A 24,059-nucleotide genomic window follows, 5' to 3' on the forward strand; every position below is an offset into this window, starting at 1 on the left:
AAGATACGCTGCAAAGCCTCCCTGCTACTAATTCTGACTTAACGCCGGGGGTATTTTTATTAGACTTAGATAATGGTGCTTATGTAGATATTAATGGTAATAGGAGTTTTCCGGCCGCTAGTACAATTAAAATCCCGATTTTGATGGCTTTTTTCCAGGATGTAGATGCGGGTAAAATCCGTTTAGATGAAATATTAACTCTGGAAAAGGAAATGATTGTCGGTGGTTCAGGAAATATACAATATCAAGCTCCAGGCAGCAAGTACACGGCTCTTGATCTGGCGACAAAAATGATTACAATTAGCGATAACACCGCGACAAATATGCTAATTGCTAAATTGGGGGGACAAGAGGCTTTAAATGGGCGTTTTCGCAGTTGGGGACTAACAACAACGATGATTCGTAGTCCTCTCCCAGATTTACAAGGGACTAATACCACCAGTCCGCGAGAATTGGGGAATTTAATCTCTATGGTCAATCAAGGTAATGTGGTGACTATGCGATCGCGTGATTCAATGCTTAATATTATGAACCGTACGGAAAGAGATAATCTTTTACCTGCTGGTTTAGGAAAAGGCGCAAATGCGTATCACAAAACTGGTGATATTGGTACAATGTTAGCAGATGCGGGATTGATTGATGTGCCGACGGGTAAGCGTTATATTGCGGCTATTATGGTACAACGTCCAAATAATGATCCTCGTGCTGCAAAATTAATTAGTTCTATTTCCAGTTCTGCTTATCAATACTTCAGCAAAGCTACAGTACAACCTAGTAATTTTACTAATAATCAGCCTAATCAACCTATTCCTAATTATCAAGTACCGATTCCACCTATTCAACCTATTCAACCTGTTCAACCTGTTCAGCCTTTTATTCAAGCACCGATGATCAATCCAAACGTACCGAATGGAATGGTTAATAATGTGCCTATGGGTACTTATCAAGCCCCGATGATCACCCCCCAATATTATCCACAACAATAAATAATTCAAAATTTAAAGCGGTGCAAAAAATGTGGCTTTGTTGTTAGAGAACAGCGTTCAGGCTATCAATTCAGATGGAGAATATATCATGAATTTGAGGGGGCGACAAGCAAGGTGAAACCAATATAAGTAAAGGGTTTTAGGTGATAGACCCTCTGAAAAAAGTTGGTACTTATTGAGAATGGGATACAGTTATTAAGCAGGTGTTTATGGGGTTAAAAGAAATACAGAAAATTGAACCTATGGGTCTACAAAAATATCTCGTTCGTGTCAAAGAATATGGACGCATTGAAAGACGGTATAGCAGCTTTTACATTCAGTAGACTGAAAACTTTTGAAAGTTGACGAAAAAATAGGGATTTTAGCCGTCGTTTTGGAGGCTAGCGAACTGCTTGCAGCAGCGCTTCGCTATCGCTTGCCTCCTGCCTTTTTCGATAATTTGAAGTTAAATACCTAAAATTAAGACCTCATTTTCATTTCTAGACGTTCAGCAACGGGCATTAATTGACGTATCAGATCGAAGTTTCCTACGTTCTTTCTCATCCAATCTAATAAGAATTTTTCTCCTTCATTGAGCTTACCGTCATCATCAATAAAAACCATCTGTTCGCACCAATCTACAAATCCGGAATTAGTCATCTCATAGACTAAAATGAGAGGAGGAAAGTGTGCGAATCCCATGGTTTCAATGACTTCCATGCAAATCAGTTTAAATACTTGTTCGTTTGTCAACTCAGTAGACATAATGAGCCTTCTCTTAATCAGTTCTGTCTTTGATCATACCACAGAATAATAACTCTTGGGCTTGAACGTACATTATTCAGTTTCTGTCAATGTGTAGGTCCTAACTTATTACTGGAGAGAGTTGCAGGGGCGTACCTCAGATCAACCTTGGGGGCGATAGAAGAAAGGAAGGATTCAGTGACAGACATTTGACTAATGGTAGTTTCCGCTTCCACTAAAACAGCATCACAAATGTCGAATAGTGATTGAGGATATCTATTCATATTCATGTAGGTCAGAGCAGATTCCATCGGAGACATGGATGAATGATAAGCAGCGTTTTCAGCGTACCGACCTGTAAATATATTCCCATGGGAATCTTTTAACGCTACCCCTGCAAAATTTTTCGTATAGGGAGCATAACTTTGATTGGCGGCTGATAGAGCAGCAAGCACAACATCATCGGTATCATCGGTAGAACAAGTCTCCAGACCATGAAATACTGTTTCCATTAATCCACTCGTAAGTCCAAGATTTGGTGGTCCAAAGGCCTCAGGTAGAAAATATGGGAGTTTATTTGAAGTATAAGTTTGCTCTATTTGTGTCTTGTTGGACTTTAAGAGAATAACAAAATCCTGATTTACAGTTGCCATCTCGTATAAAAACTGTCGGCAATATCCACATGGTGCTTCATTGGTTGCTAAAGCTTGCAAACCCGTCTCTCCGTGCAACCACGCATTGATGGTTGCGGACTGTTCTGCATGAACTGAGAAACTAAGTGCCTGCCCTACAAATTCCATATCGGCACCAAAATAAAGAGTTCCAGAATCCACCTGATTATTGGATTTTGGTTTACCAAGAGCGATCGCCCCTACATAAAACTGCGATATTGGTACCCTAGCATAGGCCGTGGCTACTGGTAGTAACTGAATCATTAACGTACCAATATCAATACCAAGTCGATCAAGCCAAGAGGTGACAACACTTGAGTCAATTACAGCATGTTGGGACAGAATTGTCCTTAACTCTGATTGAATGGAAAGTGGAACCTGAGCAATCGCCTGTTCTAATCTTACATGGGTCATTTGGGTTATTTCTCCTTTTGTAGCAAAACCCAAACGGCTTCGAGAGCTTTAATTGCTTGGTCTATCTCCTCTTCGGTATTGGCAGCTGTAATCGAAAACCTTAAAGCACTTTTATTTAAAGGTACGATCGGGAAAATAGCCGGAGTAATCAAAATACCATATTCCCAAAGAAGTCGACAGACATCAATCATATGTTGAGCATCTCCCACTAACACGCTGACGATGGGAACGTAACCATAATTATCCACTTCAAATCCAATGGCTCTTGCTTGTGTAACCAGTTTGCGAGTCAAGTGATAAATTTGTTTTCTTAACTGCTCCCCTTCCTGACGATTCACCTGTAGTCCAGCTAAGGCACTTGCCAAACTCGCAACAGGAGAAGGTCCAGAAAATATAGCAGTCCAAGCGTTGCGGAAGTTGGTTTTGATCTGGCGATCGCCACAAGTCAAGAATGCTGCATAGGAAGAATAGGCTTTGGACAAACCGGCGACATAGATGATATTATCCTCTGCAAACTGCAGGTCAAAGTAATTCACCATCCCGTTTCCTTTATACCCGTAAGGCATATCGCTGCTGGGATTTTCGCCCAAAATGCCAAAACCATGTGCATCATCCATGTAAATGAAAGCATTGTACTCTTTTGCCAGACGCACGTAAGCTGGCAGATCGGGAAAATCTGCCGACATGGAATACACGCCATCAATGACAATAATCTTTACTTGCTCAAGCGGATATTTTGCTAGCTTTTCGGCTAAATCGTTCAAATCGTTATGTCGATATTGGATGAACTGGGATCCTTTTTGCTGCGCCAGACAGCACGCTTCATAAATACAACGATGTGCAGCTATGTCACCCAAAATGACACCATTACTCCCAGTTAATAGCGGTAACACTCCTATCTGAAGCAGCGTTACAGATGGAAATACTAAAACATCAGGTACGCCTAAAAGTTTGGACAATTCTTCTTCTAACTCTTCATAGATTACCGGGGAAGCAACAAGCCGAGTCCAGCTTGGATGTACGCCCCATTTTTCCAAAGCCGGTGGAATCGCTTCCTTAACTTTTGGATGCAAGTCAAGACCTAAATAGTTGCAAGAAGCAAAGTCTATTACCCAATGTCCGTCAATTAGTACCTTGCGACCTTGTTGTTCTGTGACGACTCTTGTGACTTGAGGAATTTTTTGTTGGTTAACTACGTTTTCTAGAGTGTTGATTTCGTTGGCTAAGTCAACAGGTGAGGCTAGATCAGATTGTTTCTCTTGTACTACTTGGTTTTGGAAATAAGTAATGATGGCAGTTGGAGTGTTATTTTGGAAAAAGAACGTCCCAGAGAGATTCACCCCTAAACGTTTCTCTAGCAGCGTTTGCAGTTCTGATAAATCTAAAGAATCTAATCCCATATCCAGCAGTTTTTGTTCTGGAGCGTAAGCTGCTTCCCGTTGGGAACCCATCACTTTTAAAACGCATTCTTTGACCAGAGCGGCTACAGTTTTGTTTTCCTTAGTTGCAGATGTTGCTGGCAAAGTTGGTACTGATGAACTAACTGCTGAGTTGGTATACAGCGCTTGGCGATCGCCAAGGGGGTGCAAAGCACTATCGCGCAGGTTATATTCAATCAAAATACCCATGCCGAAATTCTCTGCATCTTCTGGACGGTAATTAGCAATAATTCCCCTAATTTCGGCTCCTCCCGACACATGGAACCCCACAATCGGATCTAGAAGCTGCCGTTGCTCGTTGTGTAGCTTCAAATACTCCGTCATCGGCATTTGGGAATAATTGACATAATTGCGACAGCGAGTTACACCCACCACGCTCTCAATGCCGCCTTTCAGGGTACAGTAGTAGAGCATAAAGTCCCGCAATTCATTTCCCAACCCCCGCGCCTGAAACTCAGGCAGAATATTTAGTGCGAGTAGTTGAATAACTGACCCTTGGGGAGTATGTAACGACGGCACTTGCTCATATTTTACATTCTCTAATACCTCAGTGCTGGTGATTGTTTGGGAATAAACCGCACCAATAATTTGATCTTCTGTAATCAGCACTAAATTCCCCTGTGGGTTTAGCTCAAGTCTTCGCCGAATTTCATTAGCAGATGCCTGTAAATGTTCTGACCAACACTGGACCTCCAAGTTAACTAAGGCAGGCAAATCTGACAAATAGGCATTACGAATTTTGTAAGGTCTTTTCTCAAAGTAATTAAGCGTAATGCGAGTTAAAGGAAACGTTTTCGGGTATCTTTTAGAAAGCTCTAATTTTGGAAATAGACCTACTTCTGCAGCAGACCTGAGAAAAACATCGGCTTCGACAAGATACTGCTGAGAAAATCCCTGAAACGCATCGAAATGTAAGTTTTCGCTTTTGTCTAAAAACTGATAGACTACCTTTGGTTCTAAACAATGGACTTCCAAAATCATTAAACCGTGCTTAGTGACCACTCGAGACCATCGTTCTAAGTGTTCTACCAAACTCTGCACCATAACATGAGGAGGAATAAGCTCTCCTTGACCATCGACACAGACTGCTTGGTAAGGTAAGTGAGCACGCTCTTTCACTTCGTTCCTTTTCTGGGGAGGAATAAAGGGACGATCATGGTCGAGGAAGGAACGGATGTGCAGGATATTTTCGGGATCATGAATACCATGAGCCTTTAAAGAAAGCACCATTTGTTCCGGGTTCCCAATATCTCCCTGCAAAACTAAATGGGGAAGGTCACCAAGGGTATATGTGGTAGCTGTTAAAGAAGCTTCGTTATAATCCACACCTATAAGACGCAAGGGATACTCTTTGATCGCTTTTCCCCTAGCAGATTTGAACTGAATGGTTTCCCAGACTCGTTTCAGGAGAGTTCCATCGCCACACCCCATATCAGCAATGTATTTGGGCTGTTCTTCCAATGGTAACTGATTGAATACTGAGAGGATACTTTCTTCTAAATCGGCAAAATATTTCTGGTGTTGAAATCCACTCCCGATCACGTTGAGGGTACGATCAATGTGGCTTTCGTGACCAGAATTATCTGTTTTAAATACTGAAAGACAATCGCCAAACAGTACATCATGAATGCGAGACAACATAGGGGTGTAAGAAGCAACTACGGCGGTATTCAAGGCTCGCCCCCCCATAAATTGACCGAGCTCTGTTAGAGTCAGACGACCTGGTTTAAGGTCAGCCCAACCAAGGCGGAAAAATAAGTTGCCCAATTCTTCTTGCACTGTTCTGCTTAATGAGGAGAACAAGGGTTTCTCTTCCGACTCTGCAAGCAAGTTGTGTTTGTGGAGTGTCAGCAGGAGTGGGATCAGCAGTAGTCCATCTAAAAAATCTGCTATTAAGGGATTATCCAGATTCCACAGTTGGCAAGAACGATCAATCCATCTTCCCAGCAACTTTTCTTGTTTTCCTTGTAAATAAGACTCAATTGGTAGGTGGTACAACTCGAGAACGTCTTCTGGAATTTGGTTGTGAATCGCTGCTTCTGAGGTCAGAGAATATTTAAGTTGCTCATTTCGGGAAAGCCAATGTAAAGATTCGAGCATCCTCAAAGCAACTTGGAAATGTCCGGTATTAGCTCCCAGATGCTTGACCATTTGCTCTAAGGAGAGAGGACTTTCATGGGCTAGTAGCTCGAAAAAACCTTTTTCTCGACAAGCGAGGATCACTGGAATCGCAACAAATCCGTGGGTATAGCGGTTAATCTTTTGTAACATTGTTAGAGGGTCAAAGTTCTAATCTACTATTTTTTGATATTTAGTACACTTACGCACCAGTGTAATAGTTAATATTTCAGACAGGTCTGATGATAATTTTCATTGGCGTACATAATTAATTATTTACGGCTTATGTGAATTAAATGCGGAAACCCTTGTAATACCGTTGATGATTCTGGAATTATCGTTCTAGAGAACTCTGGAAACCCTAATAAAACCACAATATTTTTAACTCACATAAGGCGTTATTTGGTAATAGTTACTTGGCCACCATTGCTGCAAGAAGAGCCAGTATAGTCGTAAATATCTACTAAAAAGCCATTGGATAATGCAGTTAATGCAGCTTTATAACCACGTGTATGAATGTCTCTATTTAGTACTGCTGAAACAGGTAAGATGATCACTCTATCTGCACAAGGACCAACTCCCTCACTGATACTAATAGCATAATTATCGCCGTTAGAAGAAGTATTTTGAACATTGGTAATCTTTCCACCTTGAACTAAATAGTCAGCTTTGGCAATGCCAACTCCGGTAGTTAAGAAAATACCAAATGCGAAGACGAATGCTAGTGATCCCATAAAGAAATGCTTGAAAGCTTTCAACATGATGTAAATATACGTTATGACCGGAATTAAGTAACCGATTAATTGACAGTTATATTTTAATATAATAACAGGAATTATGCAACTGGTACAATTATCTCTTTCGGACACAAGCATTACAATTAATACAGAGTTAGCTCGATCATGATACTGCTCCTGCTAGAACTTTAATACTGAGGCTGTGGTTTGAGTGGTTAATACTGGTGGTGTAGCGATCGCATCCTTCACCCAATCCCGTCTCACCCAAAGCCTTTCTGAGCCGCCTGTGGCTTGGTAATAAATCTGACTTGGATAACCTGAGTTCGATATAAATAATCATCCTGAAAACTAATTATATCTCCTGAAACTCTTTCCAGTCAACACTTGTAAGTTATTCTCTTACATCGAACTCAGGTTGGATCGGTTTCGGGATAGTCTATGCGAATATGTTCGCTGCGTGTTTCTGTGCGATGCAAAGCACTAAAGATGCCCATCGTGCTACAGCTACAAGAGCAGCCGCCCGACGAGAAAATTCCATATCGCGCACAGTATCTTGTTTCGGGTTTCCTTGTACTTGCAGCCACAGCATTTCTAATTTGGCGAGGGCTATCCCTGATATTTTGGTCTAAACTCCAGATGGAACTCATGTCTATTAAACACCCACAATTGTCTTTACCGTTACTGATTTATCATCCAATCTATTTTTATGTTTTTCCAGATCAAAGTTTTCTGGAAATACGTACGTTCCAAATAATCGGTCAGTGAAAGTAAACATACCACTTAAATTTCTTCCTTTTGTATCAATATGATGCAAAGCATGAACACGGGGCGTGACATAAATCCATTCCAATATTCCTAACCAGGAGTGCCATTTCACATTGAGGTGTATCCAATTATTATGAATCACTTGATGCAGTGCCACTACGGACATAATTTCTGAGGGAATGTCCATCAATGGAAACCATAAGGATGTAACAGTGTATAAGAGTCCGCCAGTAAAGCTATCTTTGTTTCCGCTTAGCCACCACGATTGCTTTGTTGAATGATGCCATTTGTGGGTCAACCAAAGAAATTGATTACTATGCATTATCCTGTGTAATGTATAGTCAGTGAAGTCCTGCAATATATATGCTGTGATGATCCTCAGCCAGAGAGGCACATACATTAGTCCTGCAAAAGTTGCTGACTCTCCCATAAATAGAAAAGTCAATAGTTTTATGATTACCACAGAAACGTATGCATAGATAATTCTAAAGACGAGTGATATTCCTGCCCATCCCAATTCCTTAAAGAAATTAGCTTTGTATTTAATCTCATGTAAAGGATAGCGAATTTCCCAAAGCCAGAATATCATACCCGTAATTAAAATTACAGTCCAATCTCTTAATAGGATTAATATTGTATCTATCATTTTGTATCTATCATTGGTAACCTTAGTGTATACTAGTCAAGTATACTCTTATTAACAAATTTCCACAAGACAACTCATGAAAAGGCTCAGTTCGTTAGTTCTAGCAGCACTCTTGTTTGTCAGCACATTCCTATGTATAACCACTGTTGCATTAGCAGATACAACTAACGATTATCTGAAGAATGAAAAGCTTTCTGGGCAATTTAGTGTTTCGGTTAAGTTGGATGCAGGAGTGAGATTTACCAATAGGACTAATCAATCGCTACCTGAGACGTTCACAAATCTTGGGAAATGGGCTGCTAGTAATGACACTGTCAACCTCATTTATAATACTACAGAGACAAACACAATTACTTTTCCTCTGCATAAAAGTTTAACTTTTGTTGCGAATGAAACTATCGGCACAAACAACGACAACTCGGATGGTATTATCGTCAAGTCCTTTGTTCCAGGGTCTTATGCCACTGCTACTAACTTCCCGGTCGGTATTGATGCTGACTTTGTAGCTACTGGGGATTTCAATGGCGACAGTAAGCTCGACCTGGCTGTTACAAATTGGGCCAATAATAACGTCTCGATATTACTGGGAAATGGTAATGGCTCTTTTAGTGCAGCGACTAACTTCCCGGTGGGTACTAATCCCGTCTCTGTAGTGACTGGGGATGTGAATCATGATAGCAAGCTTGATCTGGCTGTTGCAAATTTTACTAGCAATAACGTCTCGATATTACTGGGAAATGGTAATGGCTCTTTTGGTACAGCGACTAACTTTCCAGTTGGTACTAACCCTTACTCTGTAGCGATTGGGGATGTGAATGGCGACAGTGAGCTTGACCTAGCTTTTACAAATTGGGTCAGCAATAAGGTCTCGGTATTACTGGGAAATGGTAATGGCTCCTTTGGTGCAGCAACTAACTTCCCGGTCGGAACTTATTCCATCTCTGTAGCGATTGGGGATGTGAATGGCGACAGTAACCTTGACCTAGCTGTGACAAATTGGGTCAACAATAAGGTCTCAGTATTACTGGGAAATGGTAATGGCTCTTTTGGTGCAGCGACTAACTTCTCCGTCGGTACTAATCCCATCTCTGTAGTAATTGCGGATGTGAATGGCGACAGTAAGCTTGACCTAGCTGTTGCAAATACTAGCAGCCATAACGTCTCAGTCCTACTGGGAAATGGTCATGGCTCCTTTAGTGCGGCAACTAACTTCCCGGTAGGTACTAATCCCTACTCTGTAGCGATTGGGGATCTGAATGGCGACAGTAAGCTTGACCTGACTGTGACAAATTATAGTAGCAATAACGTCTCAGTCTTACTGGGAAATGGTAATGGCTCCTTTGGTGCGGCAACTAACTTCCCAGTAGGTACTAATCCCGAATCAACAGCAATTGGGGATTTCAACGGCGACAGCAAGCTCGACCTGGCTGTGACAAATTCTGGCAACAATAACGTTTCAGTCTTGTTGAATAACTGCTTCAAAAATACTTACCTAAACTTAGCCAGAGCTAAGAATTTTGTATAAATAAGCTCACTCTTAAACTCAGCTATGGTAATCAAGAATTTATGTCCTGACGGATTTACACCAATCTGGAACAAAAGCCAGATGGAATCCGTTCTTGTAGAGGAGTGTCTTCCTGCCTGGGTACGCACTAACTACTCAACATTTGTTGAAACAATCCGCGATCCTGCCTTCCCCTGCTTCTGGGGAACTATCGGGGAACAGAAGGGAATGATTCGATACCTAATTGCCTCATCTTTAACCGAGCCAAGCGTGGTTGAGCATACCCTTGAGGGTGTCTACAACTATATTAATGAAGTTAACGAAAATGAATTGCTTCAGCACGAGAATGCTGATCTTCTGACACTTGTTATCTTTTTCCCACCTGAACCAACGGTTCTCACAGTAGAGGAATATTCACGTCAGGCATTTGCATTTTTAAATGCGTTGCATAGCCTTGATGCGGTATCTTGTCCCTGTCATTGGTCTGCCGATCCGCAGTCTCCTAACTGGTCTTATTCTCTAGGAGGGTGTGCCTTATTTGTTAGTGTTTCCACTCCAGCAAATCAAAAGCGGCGATCGCGCCACCTCGGATCGGGAATGACTTTTGTCATCACACCAGTTGAAGTTCTCTTGAGAAAACACGGTGGCGAGAATTCGAGCATTTTTCGCCGCGTCCGCGAGTACGACGGCATTTCACCTCACCCTAACTTATTAATTATGCCTGGGAGTAGCAAAGTCGGTAACGAACTAACAGTGCAAGTGCTTCCGGATGATAACGATAGCGAGATCTCATTTGACTTTCAGTATAAATTTAAGGATTAGGCAACAATCAATGACCATCCAACTTATACAACGCAATTTAGAGTATAGCTTTGTAACCCCAAACGAAACTTCTGATTTTGTGCAAAAGACAATAAATGTCTTCGAGCAAGCATACCCAAAATTTTTAATACATGATGTTTGGGCAGATCCAGATTCCTTAGCTCTATTTGAAATTTATCCAGAATTCCAGTTTGGCTTAGTAGAAGCTACTACACAGCGTATGATAGCGCAAGGAAACTGTATCCCTTTAGCATGGGAAAGCCGTTTTGATGAGTTGCCGGAGGAAGGTTGTGACTGGGCTTTGGCCAAGTGGCTCGAAGACCGAGAACAGAACCGCCAGCCTAATGCGTTATGTGTAGTATCGATTTCAATCCTACCGGAGTATCAAGGCAAAAACTTAAGCCAGTATCTGATTGGATACATGAAAGAACTTGCCCAATCCCATGGTCTTAGTTCGCTGATCATGGCTGCACGTCCAAGCCTGAAATATCTTTACCCACTTACACCCATAGAGCGTTATATTACATGGCGGGATAAAAATGGTCTTCTATTTGACTCTTGGTTACGAGCTAATGTCAAACAGGGGGCTAAAATTGCAGGCATCTGTTTTAAATCCACGACAATTCGCGATACTATTGCTGGTTGGGAAAATAGAGTCGGAATGCGTTTTCCAGAAACGGGTGACTATATTATTTCAAACGGCTTAGTACCTCTCAAAATTGACTATCCCAACAATATGGGAATATACATCGAGCCTAATGTCTGGTTATACTACGACATACATTTCTCAATAGGCTTCAAACTCTTTTCATAATAGAATTCCAGTTTTTCAAGCCGTAACAAAATAAGACCTCTTGCAAAAGTTTTTTGTGGTATAATAAAGGGTTATTCATACTTTGGTTTTTTGAGAAAGTCTGGGTCTTTCTTTCCTTGTGGTAGGGAATTGGCATGCTGATATAATTTTATATATAAAGGCAAGCTTTTTGTTCCATCATATAAATGACTTGTTACCAGAACTATTCCGTTGTCAGTTTTGCCAAGTTCTCCTATGTACTGTCTCACACACGTGACGTAAAATTCCCACTTTTTCTGTGTCCTTTTTCATCAACAATTAAAGAAAATCCTGTCGATATCGCGAATAAATTTTTCCTTTTTACAAAAATGGGATGCTCCCATTTAATTGCGCTTTTATCCCTCCTCTGAACGGTTACGATCAAACTCGGTGTTCTGACCATTCAAAACTATGACAATGCTGTAAGAGTTTTTCATAGTAGGGAATAGATTCATCTAGTAGCGGTATTAGCCGATCTGGTAAATTTTTCTCCTTCTTTTCATAGGGGAGAAATGTTTGGGACGATCTTAAAGTTTCAAACCAGGCTTCTGAACTGCTAAACTCAGAATTAGCAAATAATTGTTTATACAATAATTGATTGGAATCTTCTAGATTTGCTTTCCATGTCAGCATCCTTTTATCCCACATTCCGCACCCTGAACTGTCACAGATCAAAAAAGCAGAGCTAGTAGTACATAATAACTAACGATAAATTAAAGAGAAATAAGCTTAATGAGAATATATATCATTAAAATGAGGGTGATGTGAGAAAGTAAAGTTTCCTAAAGATGCCGAAAGAAAAAGAAAATTCAAGATGATTAAAAAATTTATTATTCAGAAAGCAAGAAATGAGAGAATCATAATAGACAAGTAGAGGAAACTGTTGTGAAATTAAAACCCCAAGAAATAGAAATTCAGAACATAGACCATCTAGGGATAGTAGCAGGAATCATAGATTCAATCGGAATAGTAGAAATAATAAATGAATTAATAGGAGTCGAAAAAGACGAAAAAGTAAATGCAGGTCAAGTAGTAAAAGCCATGATAATAAACGGGTTAGGATTTGTCTCCAAACCGTTATATATGTTTCCTAAATATTTTGAAACAATCGCTTGTGAACATCTAATAGGAACAGGAGTAAAACCAGAATATCTCAACGACGACAAACTAGGCAGAGTCATGGATAAACTATTTATCAAAGGATTAGATACAATATTTTTTATCATCGCCTTAAAAGCCGCCCAAAAATTTGGGGTATCACTATCAACATCACATCTAGACTCATCATCAATGCACCTACATGGGCAGTATAACACTAGCTTACCAGAAGTAATATTTGAGAGTCAAGAAATAGGAAATAACCAAGAATTAGAAGAAATAGCAGTAAAATCACCAAAAGAAATAACCATCACTTACGGAAATGGTGAGTGCAGGGCGTTTTATTATTGCTACGAACGTTTGAGATTCAAAGGAACTAAGTAATGATTCTATGCTAAGTGAATATAAAGCTCAACAATCATGTGAACGGGGGTTTGCTTTTCTCAAAGACCCATTATTTTTTGCCGACAGTATTTTCCTCAAAAGTCCTGAAAGAATAGAGTCTCTGGGAATGATTATGGGTTTATGTTTACTAGTTTATACTTTGGCGCAACGTCAAATTAGAAATGCTCTCTTCAATTCTAAATCAACAATTAAAAATCAATTAGGTAAAGCAACAGACCGCCCTACTTTGCGCTGGATTTTTCAATGCTTTCAGTGTATTCATTTGGTTATACTCAATCAGGAAGAACATATTTCTAATTGGAATAAGGACAGAGATTTTATCTTGAGTCTTTTACCAGATGATTGTTTACGTTACTATCAATTAGTCACCTAATTATTATCTCTATCAATTTAATTTCTCTTGTAAAGATGAGCTAATTTCTTTGATTTATAGCTCTATTTTACTATGTCTATAATTTCGTTTTTTACTTTAATTGATTAGGCTAACTTATGATTTGTCTTTTGAATCTCTTATTTTATTTATTTGTTGTCCTCTCCAGGTGGTGTGCATTCTTATTGTTTTTTATTGAGAATAGGTTTTGATGACGTTTTTGGCGATTTACTGTTTCTCAAATGCCTTTTTTCACTTTATATGTTTGTTTTCATGCTCCCTTTAATTTTTTCTCTACGTAATTTACCCCAGTGACAGTTTGGGGTGCGGAATGTGGGTTTTATCAAATGCAAGCTCTAAGTTTTTACACAGGCATTCCAAAGCAGAAGGAGGGTTTTTAATTATATCATCTGAGTGAATAACTAAAGGTATTTGTCCTGTAATAAGTTCAATCTGTTGGAAAACTTGATAAAGTGTTTTCATCCCAATCATTTGTTGTGTGAATAGTTCTGTGATACCTGTCTCTTTCTCCGCTATATCGAAAGACAAAATAATATCTTGAGGATGCCTTATTAAAAAGAAGTTAGTTAGCTTTTTTACCCAATCTATTCCAAATTCAGATCTATAGTCACCTGTTATCATTTTTTGAAATGAGAATAATTTTCCGTCCGGTAAATTTCCAGTTATTTTTTCTATAACTTTCTTGATGTCACCTGAGTTCGATGTAAGAGAATAACTTACAAGTGTTGACTGGAAAGAGTTTCAGGATTAAATAAATTTTTAGGGATTGTCAATAATTGCGAGTTATTGACAATTATTGAAAAATAGGCAATATAAACTGTAAATTTTTTTTAAAAACCATTAAATAACATTACTAATTATACTCAAAATTACACCAAAGATTTAAGAATAAAGTAGTTGTTTGAGCAAGGAAAAATGGACAATGGAATTAGAACAATTATTTTGTGCAATAGATGATTTCTGTTTGGATTTTGAAGCAAAATTGAACTCAGAACTAATTTCGAGCCAGTCACAAAAAAGAAAAAGAAAAAGTCACTTATGTTTAAGTGAAGTCATGACTATTATTGTTCATTTTCACCAATCAAGATATCGTAATTTTCAGGACTACTATCAAAAAAGCATTTTAAAAAACTACCAGAAATATTTTCCATCTTTAGTGAGTTATAATCGCTTTGTTGAATTAATGCCTGATGCTTTACTGCCTTTAATTTGTTATCTTAATACTCGCAAAGGTCAATGTAGTGGTATCTCTTTTATTGATAGTATGGGTATTCCTATTTGTCATAATAAAAGAGCAAAAAGAAATAAAGTTTTTCGGGGTTTATCTGGCTGGGGTAAGAGTTCTGTAGATTGGTACTTTGGATTTAAACTTCATTTAATTATTAATGAGCAAGGGGAATTATTAGCTTTTCAAGTCACTCCTGGAAATATTGATGACCGGAAACCAGTTCCTACTTTAGCACAAAATTTATGGGGAAGACTTTTTGGAGATAAAGGATATATTTCTAAAAGTTTATTTCAGGAACTATTGGAGAATGATGTGAAGTTAATTACTCCTTTTAAGAAGAATATGAATAATAAATTAGTTGAATTGTGGGAAAAACTTATGTTAAGAAAAAGGGCTTTAATCGAAACTGTCAATGACCAACTCCAAAATATTTCCCAAGTTGTTCATTCTCGTCATCGTAGTATTTCTAACTTTATGGTTAATATTATTTCGGGTTTAATTGCTTATACTTGGCAAGATAAAAAACCTTCTTTAAAGTTAGATAAACATGAAGTAACTTCTCTACCAGCTTTATTAATTTAATTATTTTTATACAATTAAATTGTGAATCCAAAATTGAATATTTTGGATTGTTTTCTCTTGTTTATTTATTGTCAATAATCATTGCTAATTGAGAAAAGTCTGATATAATTAGTTTTCAGGATGATTATTTATATCGAACTCAGGTGATGTCCGGTTCAAAATTATTTTGCTGCAATAATTGCTTTAAGTTTTCTTCTTCTAATGTACGACTGTTAATAGTCGTGTAAGTTGTCATAAAGACAGATGGAGCGAATAGAGGCTCATCATAAACAATACACCCATCTAAATTCTCAAAAGCACGAGCAATGACAGTAGAACGACTTCTAGGACAAGCCCACATAGCTATATGTTTGTTTTCATTTTGGATTAGATTAGAATGTGACTGAAATCTAAAGAATAGGATAATGGTTTGACTGTGTCAAGTCTATATTAGGATAATGGTTTGACTGTGTCAAGTCTATATGACGAGGTAATAATTATGGATAATGCTCTCCCATTATTCAAATAGCCGTAGTTTATGCTCTGTATCTAATTCGCTATTGTTTTTTCTGCCACGTCCCTAACCTAGATGCGACGATATTCACCCATAATGCCACTGTCACTCTGTTGGCATCAAGACAGGTGAACTACTTTCATCAACCTTGGGGCGGGTTACAACCAAAATCATTGCCCCTAACACCATGCCAGCGCCAATAAAATCGTGAGTTTCAAATGTCTCCCCCAATAGCCAAAACGAGATAATTGCCGCCATCAATGGCTCGATAGTTTGTAGGATTGCTACTTCAGTAGCTGGAATCCAGTGTTGTCCTATCATTTCTAACCAGGTAAATACAATAGTATCAACTACCACTAGATAGATGAGACTACCAAGATTGACATTGAGACTGCCAACAATCGCCTCAAAATGACCAGTCAATTCGGGAGCAGCCCACAACAAACCTGCGACTGCTGGCACCCATAATCCAACTGCAACTAGTTGCACAGTTGGATGACGTTGTACGAACTGCTGAATTGCTATTAAGTAAGCTGAGTTTAACAGGGCGCAAAGGAGCAGCCAACCTGCGCCGTTAAGAGACTCTCCACTCCCCCAAAACATTACCCCAATTCCGCTGAAGGCCAGTGTTGCTCCTACTATGGCTCTGGGAGCTATGCGCTTGCCCAACAGCAGATCAAACAGCATCACAAAGATCACGCTTATTCCCAAGGTGAATGCCCCTCGGTTGGCAGAGAATGTCTCCAGTCCAGAAGTGGCGCTAACATACATACCAAAAGACAACAGTCCCATGATTGCCCCATCACGTACTAGGGGGATATTCAGATTACGAAGGAATGGGGTAAAAACCACAGCAGCCATTGTAAAGCGAACTGCCATTAGCACTTCTTTAGAGATGTTAGTGATTAAACCTTTAGTAATTGGCAAGATTGAGCTATAGACTAGAGTTGCCAGAATAATCAACAGCACACCCAAAATATATCGGTTATTTTCTGGGGCAGATGTTGTCATCTCAACCTTATCCAAGCTATTTTGGAGTTCTGTTAAATCTTGGTTTACCATCTCAACTTAAAATTTCCTTAGGTCTGGGCGTAGTGCTATAATGAAATCTTTGGCTGTACGGTATATCGCTAATAACGCGAATAATGTGAGTCATGTAATTGTAACTCATAAATCCCTTGAATTGCAAGGAAATAAAACAGATGCTTACATCTGAATAAAAACCAAGCAATGTTTTATACAGAAATTACATAGCACACCGCAGCTGCCAATGCTTCAACTACCAATTACTACAAGCGAGGAAAAATCAAATATTATGATAAATCTCGAACAATTTCGCCAAGAGATGGAGGATTGGATTATCAATGTTGTCAGCATTCCCAATCCTCTAACAGGAAATTTTCTACCCTGTCCTTACGCCAAGGCAGCTTGGTTGAATAACCGTGTTAGTCTTCGTTGGTTTCATGGATTTGAACTGCCAGAGCTTCTAATGGAACAGATAAAAACATGGAATGATGACTTTGAGATGGTGCTTTTTGGCTGCGACTCTCAAAACCTAGATGCACAGACGTTGGAAAAGTACATTACAGAGGCGAATTATGTATTACTAGAATACGATTTGGTAGCTTTAGCATCGCATCCAGACAAACAGTATGTCGGTGATGACCCGAATAACGTGAATAACGTGAATAACGTAATCATAACTCACCCCAAGTACGTCTTAGCATCAGTACAGTCATTAAGCCAGTTACAAAAGGCTAGTGATGAATTATTTAGATTGGGATATTTTCAGTATTGGTCTGAAGAAAAATTAGCTGGAATGAAGGCGCGGAGCGAGCTTCTCGAGAAAGTTTCTTTTAACCAGAGAAAGAACAGCCGCAGGATAATTCCTACCTAGAGCTTGCTGAATAACAGTAAAAGCATTACCAAATAAGGGTTTCAAGCTTTTTTAACCTAAAGGGATGTCAGATTCTGAACTACCCTAACTCAAAATACTTGCACTTTTGGGAAACTTGGCCAAAAAATTAGCTCGGATTTCCCCCCTGCCCCTGCTTCTTTGAAAGCTCACCAAAAACTTTTCAGCAAGCCCTACTTACCTGATGGTTGCAGCAGTATTAAACTTAATTATGGCGAGACGATCCACTAAATCCTTTAAATTGCGAGGAAATAAAAGAGATGCTTACAGTCGAACAAAAACAAGCTTACGTAAATGATGGTTATTTCACGCTAGAAGAAACTGTACCAAAAGCGTTAGTTGAAGAAATACGGCATGAAGTAGAACTTATTACTGAACAAAAACGTGGAGGAGTATTGCCGGGTGACTATGAATGGTGGTCTGATTATACTATCCCTGATCCAATTAAGTATCAAAAGATAATTCAGAGGCTTTTAGAGCTTCCTACTGTGATAGAATCAGTGCAAGCTCTAATTGGCTCTGATATTTCCCTATTGATTAGCGATCTAGCAATAATTCGTGCGGGTACAGGATACATTGCTTGGCATCAAGATCATGGATATGTAGTTGAAGTATTGAACAAACTTGCATCCAAGTCAACAAAAGAGTTGAATGACGATGATCTTCAGTTGTTGGTTCCAGTAGCCAATCAAGCTACGGTATTCATAACTATACACTTACAGAATACCGATAATGCTATGGGTGCATTAAGAGTTATACCAAGTAGCCACCGATGGGAACACTCATTAGATCCGTCTTCTGATAATTCACTAGATACAGAAATATGTCTTCCACTTCCTGGAGGAGCAGCAATGTTTTATACACCAACTCTATGGCACACCGCAGCTGCCAATACTTCAACTACCAATTACTGGACACTAACTCTGATTTTTACAAAAAACAACATCGAACCGCTGTTGGCGGATGCTTTGAAAGGGAGAATCTAGTGATCGCAGGTTCAATTATAAACTAAAATAATGTCAAAAATAATGTTAAATTTTCTGACTTACGCTTTGCTGGCGGGTAAAACTAGGAGACAATTATGACAAATGCCGACCAAATCTTAATCAACGACTGGTACGTAGTCGCAAAGGTAGAAGATTGTAAACCAGGAAGTATCACCACAGCTAGTTTGTTGGGAGTTAAGTTGGTACTATGGCGCAGTCATGAACAGAATTCACCCATACAGGTGTGGCAAGACCACTGTCCCCACCGAGGTGTGGCTCTGTCTATGGGAGAAATAGTGAATAATACTTTGGTTTGTGCGTATCACGGATGGAGATACAATGAAGCAGGTAAATGCGTACAGATCCCGGCTCACCCTGACATGATACCCCCAGCAAGTGCGATTGCCAAGACCTATCATTGCCAGGAACGCTACGGCTTAGTGTGGGTCTGTTTAGGGAACCCTGTGAATGATATACCTGAGTTCCCCGAATGGGACGATCCGAATTATCACAAAACTTATACTAAGTCTTACTTGATTCAAGCTAGTGCGTTTCGTGTGATGGATAATTCCTTAGATGTATCTCATTTTCCTTTTATCCATGACGGTTGGTTAGGCGATCGCAATTATACAAAAGTTGAAAACTTTGAGGTGAAACTAGACAAAGATGGCCTGACTATGGGTAAGTATCAATTCCAGACATCAAGGATTGTCAGCGATATCGAAGATGACTCATGGGTTAATTGGTTGAGGCTTAGTCATCCTTTATGTCAATACTGCGTTTCAGAATCCCCTGAAATGCGGATTGTGGATTTGATGACCATCACACCGATTGATGAAGACAAGAGCATATTGCAGATGTTGATAACATGGAAGTGCCTTAGAATGTTGGACTCTAAAACCTTGGAGTCAAAGCTACTAACCGAATATGACGAAACAATAGAACAAGATATTCGGATTCTACATGCCCAACAGCCAGCGCGTTTACCACTGTTACCGCCAAAGCAGATAAACACGCAATGGTTGTTACAGGAAATCCATGTGCCATCAGATAAATGCACAGTTGCCTATCGTCGATGGCTAAAGGAACTAGGCGTAACTTATGGTGTTTGTTAACCTCAGTTGTATGGCACGAAGAAAACCCATAGTGTTTATTTTGTAGGCACTTTTAGCTTTTGTATATAAAAATTACCAAAAAACAAAATCAAGTACAAAAGGCAATTATTACATATCCCATGAGCAAAACGAAAATAAGGAGTGACTGATGGCAGGTAAATTAGATGGAAAAGTAGCTATTATTACTGGAGCTTCGTCTGGTATTGGAGCGGCTACAGCCTTCGCCTTGGCTGCGGAGGGGGCAAAAGTCGCAATCGCGGCAAGACGTGCTGAATGTTTGGATGTACTAGCAAAACAGATCGCAGCCAGTGGCGGTCAGGCGTTATCTATTGTTACAGATATTACAAATGAAGCTCAGGTAAATAACTTAGTCCAAAAGACCAATGGAGAACTTGGACATGTGGATATTCTGGTGAATAACGCAGGAATTGGTGTATTTGGTACAATTGATACTGGGAATCCCGCAGACTGGAGACGAGCATTCGATGTGAATGTTCTAGGAGTTTTATATGCTATCCACGCAGTTTTACCTCTTCTCAAAGCCCAAAAATCCGGGCATATAGTCAATATATCTTCTGTCGATGGCAGGATAGCGCAAGCTGGGGCTGGAGTTTATAGTGCTACAAAATCGGGTGTCAATGCTCTTTCAGAAGCATTACGCCAAGAAGTGTATAAAGACAACATTCGCGTTACCATCATTGAACCAGGTTTAGTTGATACACCATTTATTGACTTAATTTCTGACCCCATCATCAAACAGCTTAGTGAAGAACAACGTCAGACAATAACACCTTTACAAAGTGAGGATATTGCCAGAGCTATAATCTATGCAGTGACACAACCCGATCATGTGAATGTGAATGAAATTTTGATTCGACCAACTACAGAAGGTAATTAGAGATGTTTCTAAAATATGATACAATTAATTGTCCCAATTATCGTTTCCTAATATGAATGCCGTTGATGCTGGAAATTCCAAAAAAAATGAAAACAAACATATAGCTATGTGGGCTTGTCCTAGAAGTCGTTCGACTGTCATTGCTCGTGCTTTTGAGAATTTAGATGGGTGTATTGTTTATGATGAGCCTCTATTCGCTCCATCTGTCTTTATGACAACTTACACGACTATTAACAGTCGTACATTAGAAGAAGAAAACTTAAAGCAATTATTGCAGCAAAATAATTTTGAACCGGACATCAAGAAAGTTATAGAAAAAATAACTGGAAATTTACCGGACGGAAAATTATTCTCATTTCAAAAAATGATAACAGGTGACTATAGATCTGAATTTGGAATAGATTGGGTAAAAAAGCTAACTAACTTCTTTTTAATAAGGCATCCTCAAGATATTATTTTGTCTTTCGATATAGCGGAGAAAAAGACAGGTATCACAGAACTATTCACACAACAAATGATTGGGATGAAAACACTTTATCAAGTTTTCCAACAGATTGAACTTATTACAGGACAAATACCTTTAGTTATTCACTCAGATGATATAATTAAAAACCCTCCTTCTGCTTTGGAATGGCTGTGTAAAAACTTAGAGCTTGCATTTGATAAAAGGATGCTGACATGGAAAGCAAATCTAGAAGATTCCAATCAATTATTGTATAAACAATTATTTGCTAATTCTGAGTTTAGCAGTTCAGAAGCCTGGTTTGAAACTTTAAGATCGTCCCAAACATTTCTCCCCTATGAAAAGAAGGAGAAAAATTTACCAGATCGGCTAATACCGCTACTAGATGAATCTATTCCCTACTATGAAAAACTCTTACAGCATTGTCATAGTTTTGAATGGTCAGAACACCGAGTTTGATCATAACCGTTCAGACAGGGAATAAAAACGCAATTAGGGAGATATGAACAATAAAATATCCAGCCGTGTAAACTCCAGTGAATAATGATATTCTGTTTATCAATTAGGAAAACAACTTATGACCAATCAAAATAACCAAGAATTAGAGAACAATTCACCAATCGCCAAGCAGCCATGTCCTGTCAATTCTTATAATGAGTGGGACGCACTTGAGGAAGTCATTGTTGGCAGTGTTGAAGGTGCAATGTTACCTGCCCTAGAACCAATCAACAAATGGACATTCCCTCTTGAAGAATTGGCATCTGCCCAAAAGGTACTCTCTGAGAGGGGAGGAATTCCCTATCCACCAGAGATGATTGCATTAGCACACAAAGAACTAAATGAATTTATTCACATTCTTGAAGCAGAAGGAGTCAAAGTTCGTCGAGTCAACCCTGTAGATTTCTCTGGCTCCTTCTCCACACCAGCTTGGCAAGTAGGAAGTGGTTTTTGTGCCGCCAATCCTCGTGATGTTTTTTTGGTGATTGGCAATGAGATTATTGAAGCACCAATGGCAGATCGCAACCGCTATTTTGAAACTTGGGCGTATCGAAAGCTGCTCAAGGAATATTTTCAGGCAGGGGTTAAGTGGACTGCGGCACCGAAGCCACAATTATTGGACGCACAGTATAACTTAAATTTCCAGTTTCCTCAAACAGGGAAGCCGTCGCGCTTTGTCGTTACAGAGTTTGAACCAACTTTTGATGCAGCAGATTTTGTGCGCTGCGGACGGGATATTTTTGGTCAAAAAAGTCATGTCACTAATAGTTTGGGTATAGAGTGGTTACAACGCCACCTGGAAGACGAATACCGCATTCACATTATTGAATCGCATTGTCCAGAAGCACTGCACATTGATACCACCTTAATGCCTCTTGCTCCCGGCAAAATACTAGTTAACCCAGAATTTGTAGATGTTAATAAATTGCCAAAAATCCTGAAAAGCTGGGACATTTTGGTTGCACCTTACCCCAACCATATCCCCCAGAACCAGCTGAGATTAGTCAGTGAATGGGCAGGGTTGAATGTACTGATGTTAGATGAAGAGCGAGTCATTGTAGAAAAAAACCAGGAGCCGATGATCAAAGCACTCAAAGATTGGGGATTTAAGCCTATTGTGTGTTCGTTTGAAAGCTATTATCCCTTTTTAGGCTCATTTCACTGTGCAACGTTAGATGTTCGCCGACGCGGAACTCTTCAATCTTATTTTTAATATTTATTTCTATTATCCTTTCACCAGGGTGATAAAAGTAATAAAACTACTAGGAGACAATTATGACAAATGCCGACCAAATCTTAATCAACAACTGGTACGTAGTCGCCAACGGAGAAGATTGTAAACCAGGAAGTATCACCACAGCTAGTTTGTTGGGAGTTAAATTGGTACTATGGCGCAGTGATGAACCTAATTCACCCATACAGGTGTGGCAAGACCACTGTCCCCACCGAGGTGTGGCTCTGTCTATGGGAGAAATAGTGAATAATACTTTGGTTTGTGCGTATCACGGATGGAGATACAATGAAGCAGGTAAATGCGTACAGATCCCGGCTCACCCTGACATGATACCCCCAGCAAGTGCGATTGCCAAGACCTATCATTGCCAGGAACGCTACGGCTTAGTGTGGGTCTGTTTAGGGAACCCTGTGAATGATATACCTGAGTTCCCCGAATGGGACGATCCGAATTATCACAAGACTTATACTAAGTCTTACTTGATTCAAGCTAGTGCGTTTCGTGTGATGGATAATTTCATAGATGTATCTCATTTTCCTTTTGTCCACGATGGCGGGTTAGGCAATCGCCACCACGCACAAGTTGAAGACCTTGAGGTGAAAGTAGACAAAGATGGTATTACTATGGGTAACCTTCAACTCCAGATGCCAAGGTTGAACAGCAGTATCAAATATGACTTATGGACTCTTTGGCAAAGGGTTATTCACCCTTTATGTCAATACTACATTGCGGAATCCTCTGAAATTCGGACTGCGGATTTGATGCTGGTAACACCGATTGATGAAGACAACAGCTTGGTGCGGATGTTGATCACGTGGAACAGCCCTGAAATTTTGGACTTTAAAACATTGGAGTCAAAGCTACTAGCCGAATTTGACCAAACAATAGAAGAAGATATTCGGATCCTACATTCCCAACAACCAGCGCGTTTACCACTGTTACCGCCAAAGCAGATAAACACGCAATGGTTGCCACAGGAAATCCATGTGCCATCAGATAAATGCACAGTTGCCTATCGTAGATGGTTAAAAGAACTAAATGTAACTTATGGTGTTTGTTAACTTCAGTTGCATTGAGTGCATTAAATAGACGCAGG

Annotated in this window: 23 protein-coding genes and 3 pseudogenes; 15 read left to right on the top strand and 11 right to left on the bottom strand. The window is 39.5% G+C overall.

Annotated elements, in window-relative coordinates; genetic code table 11:
- Window positions 1–986 (top strand): serine hydrolase (locus ACIR131C_RS0100975; RefSeq protein ID WP_028088718.1); only part of this gene is annotated, 986 nt, incomplete at its 5' end.
- A 334-nt stretch (window positions 987–1,320) separates the two neighbouring features.
- Window positions 1,321–1,443 carry a hypothetical protein gene (locus ACIR131C_RS27045; RefSeq protein WP_269208792.1) on the top strand — a complete coding sequence of 41 codons (123 nt, stop codon included), beginning with the start codon at window positions 1,321–1,323 and terminating at the stop codon, window positions 1,441–1,443.
- A 2-nt stretch (window positions 1,444–1,445) separates the two neighbouring features.
- Here the strand turns inward: ACIR131C_RS27045 and ACIR131C_RS26475 are convergent, their stop codons facing one another.
- The 5 genes from ACIR131C_RS26475 to ACIR131C_RS25295 all read right to left on the bottom strand — a co-directional run bounded on the left by ACIR131C_RS26475 (window position 1,446) and on the right by ACIR131C_RS25295 (window position 7,428).
- The gene (locus ACIR131C_RS26475) at window positions 1,446–1,625 is read right to left on the bottom strand and encodes a hypothetical protein (protein WP_155962957.1); all 180 of its coding nucleotides are present in this window, start codon (window positions 1,623–1,625) and stop codon (window positions 1,446–1,448) included.
- Window positions 1,626–1,816: 191 nt separating this feature from the next.
- Window positions 1,817–2,794 carry a cytidine deaminase gene (gene cdd / locus ACIR131C_RS21505; RefSeq protein WP_071604918.1) on the bottom strand — a complete coding sequence of 326 codons (978 nt, stop codon included), beginning with the start codon at window positions 2,792–2,794 and terminating at the stop codon, window positions 1,817–1,819.
- Window positions 2,795–2,799: 5 nt separating this feature from the next.
- Window positions 2,800–6,504, bottom strand: coding sequence for an aminotransferase class I/II-fold pyridoxal phosphate-dependent enzyme (locus ACIR131C_RS21515; RefSeq protein ID WP_051347427.1), 3,705 nt, complete (start codon window positions 6,502–6,504; stop codon window positions 2,800–2,802).
- Between the two features lie 245 nt (window positions 6,505–6,749).
- On the bottom strand, window positions 6,750–7,112 hold the full coding sequence (locus ACIR131C_RS21520) for a DUF5992 family protein (protein WP_155962955.1): 363 nt from the start codon (window positions 7,110–7,112) through the stop codon (window positions 6,750–6,752).
- Window positions 7,113–7,251: 139 nt separating this feature from the next.
- Window positions 7,252–7,428 (bottom strand): hypothetical protein, encoded by a 177-nt coding sequence (locus tag ACIR131C_RS25295; RefSeq protein ID WP_155962953.1) that lies wholly within the window; start codon window positions 7,426–7,428, stop codon window positions 7,252–7,254.
- A gap of 130 nt (window positions 7,429–7,558) precedes the next feature.
- Here ACIR131C_RS25295 and ACIR131C_RS25300 point away from each other — a divergent pair, with 130 nt between their 5' ends.
- Window positions 7,559–7,717, top strand: a complete 159-nt coding sequence (locus tag ACIR131C_RS25300) for a hypothetical protein (protein WP_155962951.1) — start codon at window positions 7,559–7,561, stop codon at window positions 7,715–7,717.
- A gap of 23 nt (window positions 7,718–7,740) precedes the next feature.
- Here ACIR131C_RS25300 and ACIR131C_RS0101015 read toward each other — a convergent pair whose 3' ends face one another.
- Window positions 7,741–8,499 carry a sterol desaturase family protein gene (locus ACIR131C_RS0101015; RefSeq protein WP_028088624.1) on the bottom strand — a complete coding sequence of 253 codons (759 nt, stop codon included), beginning with the start codon at window positions 8,497–8,499 and terminating at the stop codon, window positions 7,741–7,743.
- Between the two features lie 76 nt (window positions 8,500–8,575).
- Between ACIR131C_RS0101015 and ACIR131C_RS21525 the strand changes: the two genes are divergently transcribed.
- The 3 genes from ACIR131C_RS21525 to ACIR131C_RS0101030 all read left to right on the top strand — a co-directional run bounded on the left by ACIR131C_RS21525 (window position 8,576) and on the right by ACIR131C_RS0101030 (window position 11,639).
- A complete protein-coding gene (locus ACIR131C_RS21525; RefSeq protein WP_051347424.1) occupies window positions 8,576–10,024 on the top strand; it encodes an FG-GAP repeat domain-containing protein in 1,449 nt (482 codons plus the stop codon).
- An 81-nt stretch (window positions 10,025–10,105) separates the two neighbouring features.
- On the top strand, window positions 10,106–10,825 hold the full coding sequence (locus ACIR131C_RS0101025; RefSeq protein ID WP_231395357.1) for a YqcI/YcgG family protein: 720 nt from the start codon (window positions 10,106–10,108) through the stop codon (window positions 10,823–10,825).
- Window positions 10,826–10,835: 10 nt separating this feature from the next.
- Complete coding sequence (locus ACIR131C_RS0101030) at window positions 10,836–11,639, top strand: hypothetical protein (RefSeq protein WP_028088719.1); 804 nt, start codon at window positions 10,836–10,838, stop codon at window positions 11,637–11,639.
- 80 nt (window positions 11,640–11,719) lie between these two features.
- Here ACIR131C_RS0101030 and ACIR131C_RS24165 read toward each other — a convergent pair.
- Both ACIR131C_RS24165 and ACIR131C_RS0101045 read right to left on the bottom strand, forming a co-directional pair.
- Window positions 11,720–11,958 (bottom strand): annotated as a pseudogene (locus ACIR131C_RS24165) (transposase); the annotation flags it as partial.
- 80 nt (window positions 11,959–12,038) lie between these two features.
- Window positions 12,039–12,290: a hypothetical protein gene (locus tag ACIR131C_RS0101045; RefSeq protein ID WP_155962963.1), complete on the bottom strand. Its 252-nt coding sequence runs from the start codon at window positions 12,288–12,290 to the stop codon at window positions 12,039–12,041.
- A gap of 252 nt (window positions 12,291–12,542) precedes the next feature.
- Between ACIR131C_RS0101045 and ACIR131C_RS27280 the strand changes: the two are divergent.
- Window positions 12,543–13,533, top strand: a pseudogene (locus ACIR131C_RS27280) (IS1634 family transposase).
- Window positions 13,534–13,833: 300 nt separating this feature from the next.
- On the opposite strand, the pseudogene ACIR131C_RS0101060 reads toward ACIR131C_RS27280, so the two are convergent.
- Window positions 13,834–14,241, bottom strand: a pseudogene (locus tag ACIR131C_RS0101060) (sulfotransferase-like domain-containing protein); the annotation flags it as partial.
- A 232-nt stretch (window positions 14,242–14,473) separates the two neighbouring features.
- Here ACIR131C_RS0101060 and ACIR131C_RS0101065 point away from each other — a divergent pair.
- The gene (locus ACIR131C_RS0101065) at window positions 14,474–15,361 is read left to right on the top strand and encodes an IS982 family transposase (protein ID WP_028088723.1); all 888 of its coding nucleotides are present in this window, start codon (window positions 14,474–14,476) and stop codon (window positions 15,359–15,361) included.
- A 139-nt stretch (window positions 15,362–15,500) separates the two neighbouring features.
- Here the strand turns inward: ACIR131C_RS0101065 and ACIR131C_RS0101070 are convergent, their stop codons facing one another.
- Both ACIR131C_RS0101070 and ACIR131C_RS21535 read right to left on the bottom strand, forming a co-directional pair.
- Entirely contained in the window at window positions 15,501–15,701 is a 201-nt protein-coding gene (locus tag ACIR131C_RS0101070) for a hypothetical protein (protein WP_028088724.1), read from the bottom strand.
- A 258-nt stretch (window positions 15,702–15,959) separates the two neighbouring features.
- A complete protein-coding gene (locus tag ACIR131C_RS21535; protein ID WP_196811703.1) occupies window positions 15,960–16,865 on the bottom strand; it encodes a DMT family transporter in 906 nt (301 codons plus the stop codon).
- Window positions 16,866–17,124: 259 nt separating this feature from the next.
- Between ACIR131C_RS21535 and ACIR131C_RS0101080 the strand changes: the two genes are divergently transcribed.
- The 7 genes from ACIR131C_RS0101080 to ACIR131C_RS0101110 all read left to right on the top strand — a co-directional run bounded on the left by ACIR131C_RS0101080 (window position 17,125) and on the right by ACIR131C_RS0101110 (window position 24,024).
- The gene (locus tag ACIR131C_RS0101080; RefSeq protein ID WP_028088725.1) at window positions 17,125–17,751 is read left to right on the top strand and encodes a hypothetical protein; all 627 of its coding nucleotides are present in this window, start codon (window positions 17,125–17,127) and stop codon (window positions 17,749–17,751) included.
- Window positions 17,752–18,029: 278 nt separating this feature from the next.
- Window positions 18,030–18,755 (top strand): phytanoyl-CoA dioxygenase family protein, encoded by a 726-nt coding sequence (locus ACIR131C_RS0101085; RefSeq protein WP_028088726.1) that lies wholly within the window; start codon window positions 18,030–18,032, stop codon window positions 18,753–18,755.
- 95 nt (window positions 18,756–18,850) lie between these two features.
- A complete protein-coding gene (locus tag ACIR131C_RS0101090; RefSeq protein WP_028088727.1) occupies window positions 18,851–19,870 on the top strand; it encodes an aromatic ring-hydroxylating dioxygenase subunit alpha in 1,020 nt (339 codons plus the stop codon).
- 148 nt (window positions 19,871–20,018) lie between these two features.
- The gene (locus tag ACIR131C_RS0101095; protein WP_028088728.1) at window positions 20,019–20,768 is read left to right on the top strand and encodes an SDR family oxidoreductase; all 750 of its coding nucleotides are present in this window, start codon (window positions 20,019–20,021) and stop codon (window positions 20,766–20,768) included.
- Between the two features lie 52 nt (window positions 20,769–20,820).
- A complete protein-coding gene (locus ACIR131C_RS0101100) occupies window positions 20,821–21,690 on the top strand; it encodes a sulfotransferase-like domain-containing protein (protein WP_028088729.1) in 870 nt (289 codons plus the stop codon).
- Window positions 21,691–21,808: 118 nt separating this feature from the next.
- Window positions 21,809–22,942 (top strand): amidinotransferase, encoded by a 1,134-nt coding sequence (locus tag ACIR131C_RS0101105; protein WP_051347453.1) that lies wholly within the window; start codon window positions 21,809–21,811, stop codon window positions 22,940–22,942.
- A gap of 62 nt (window positions 22,943–23,004) precedes the next feature.
- Complete coding sequence (locus ACIR131C_RS0101110) at window positions 23,005–24,024, top strand: aromatic ring-hydroxylating dioxygenase subunit alpha (RefSeq protein ID WP_028088731.1); 1,020 nt, start codon at window positions 23,005–23,007, stop codon at window positions 24,022–24,024.
- Window positions 24,025–24,059 lie beyond the last annotated feature (35 nt).

It is taken from the genome of Dolichospermum circinale AWQC131C (assembly GCF_000426905.1).
Lineage (GTDB): Bacteria > Cyanobacteriota > Cyanobacteriia > Cyanobacteriales > Nostocaceae > Dolichospermum > Dolichospermum circinale.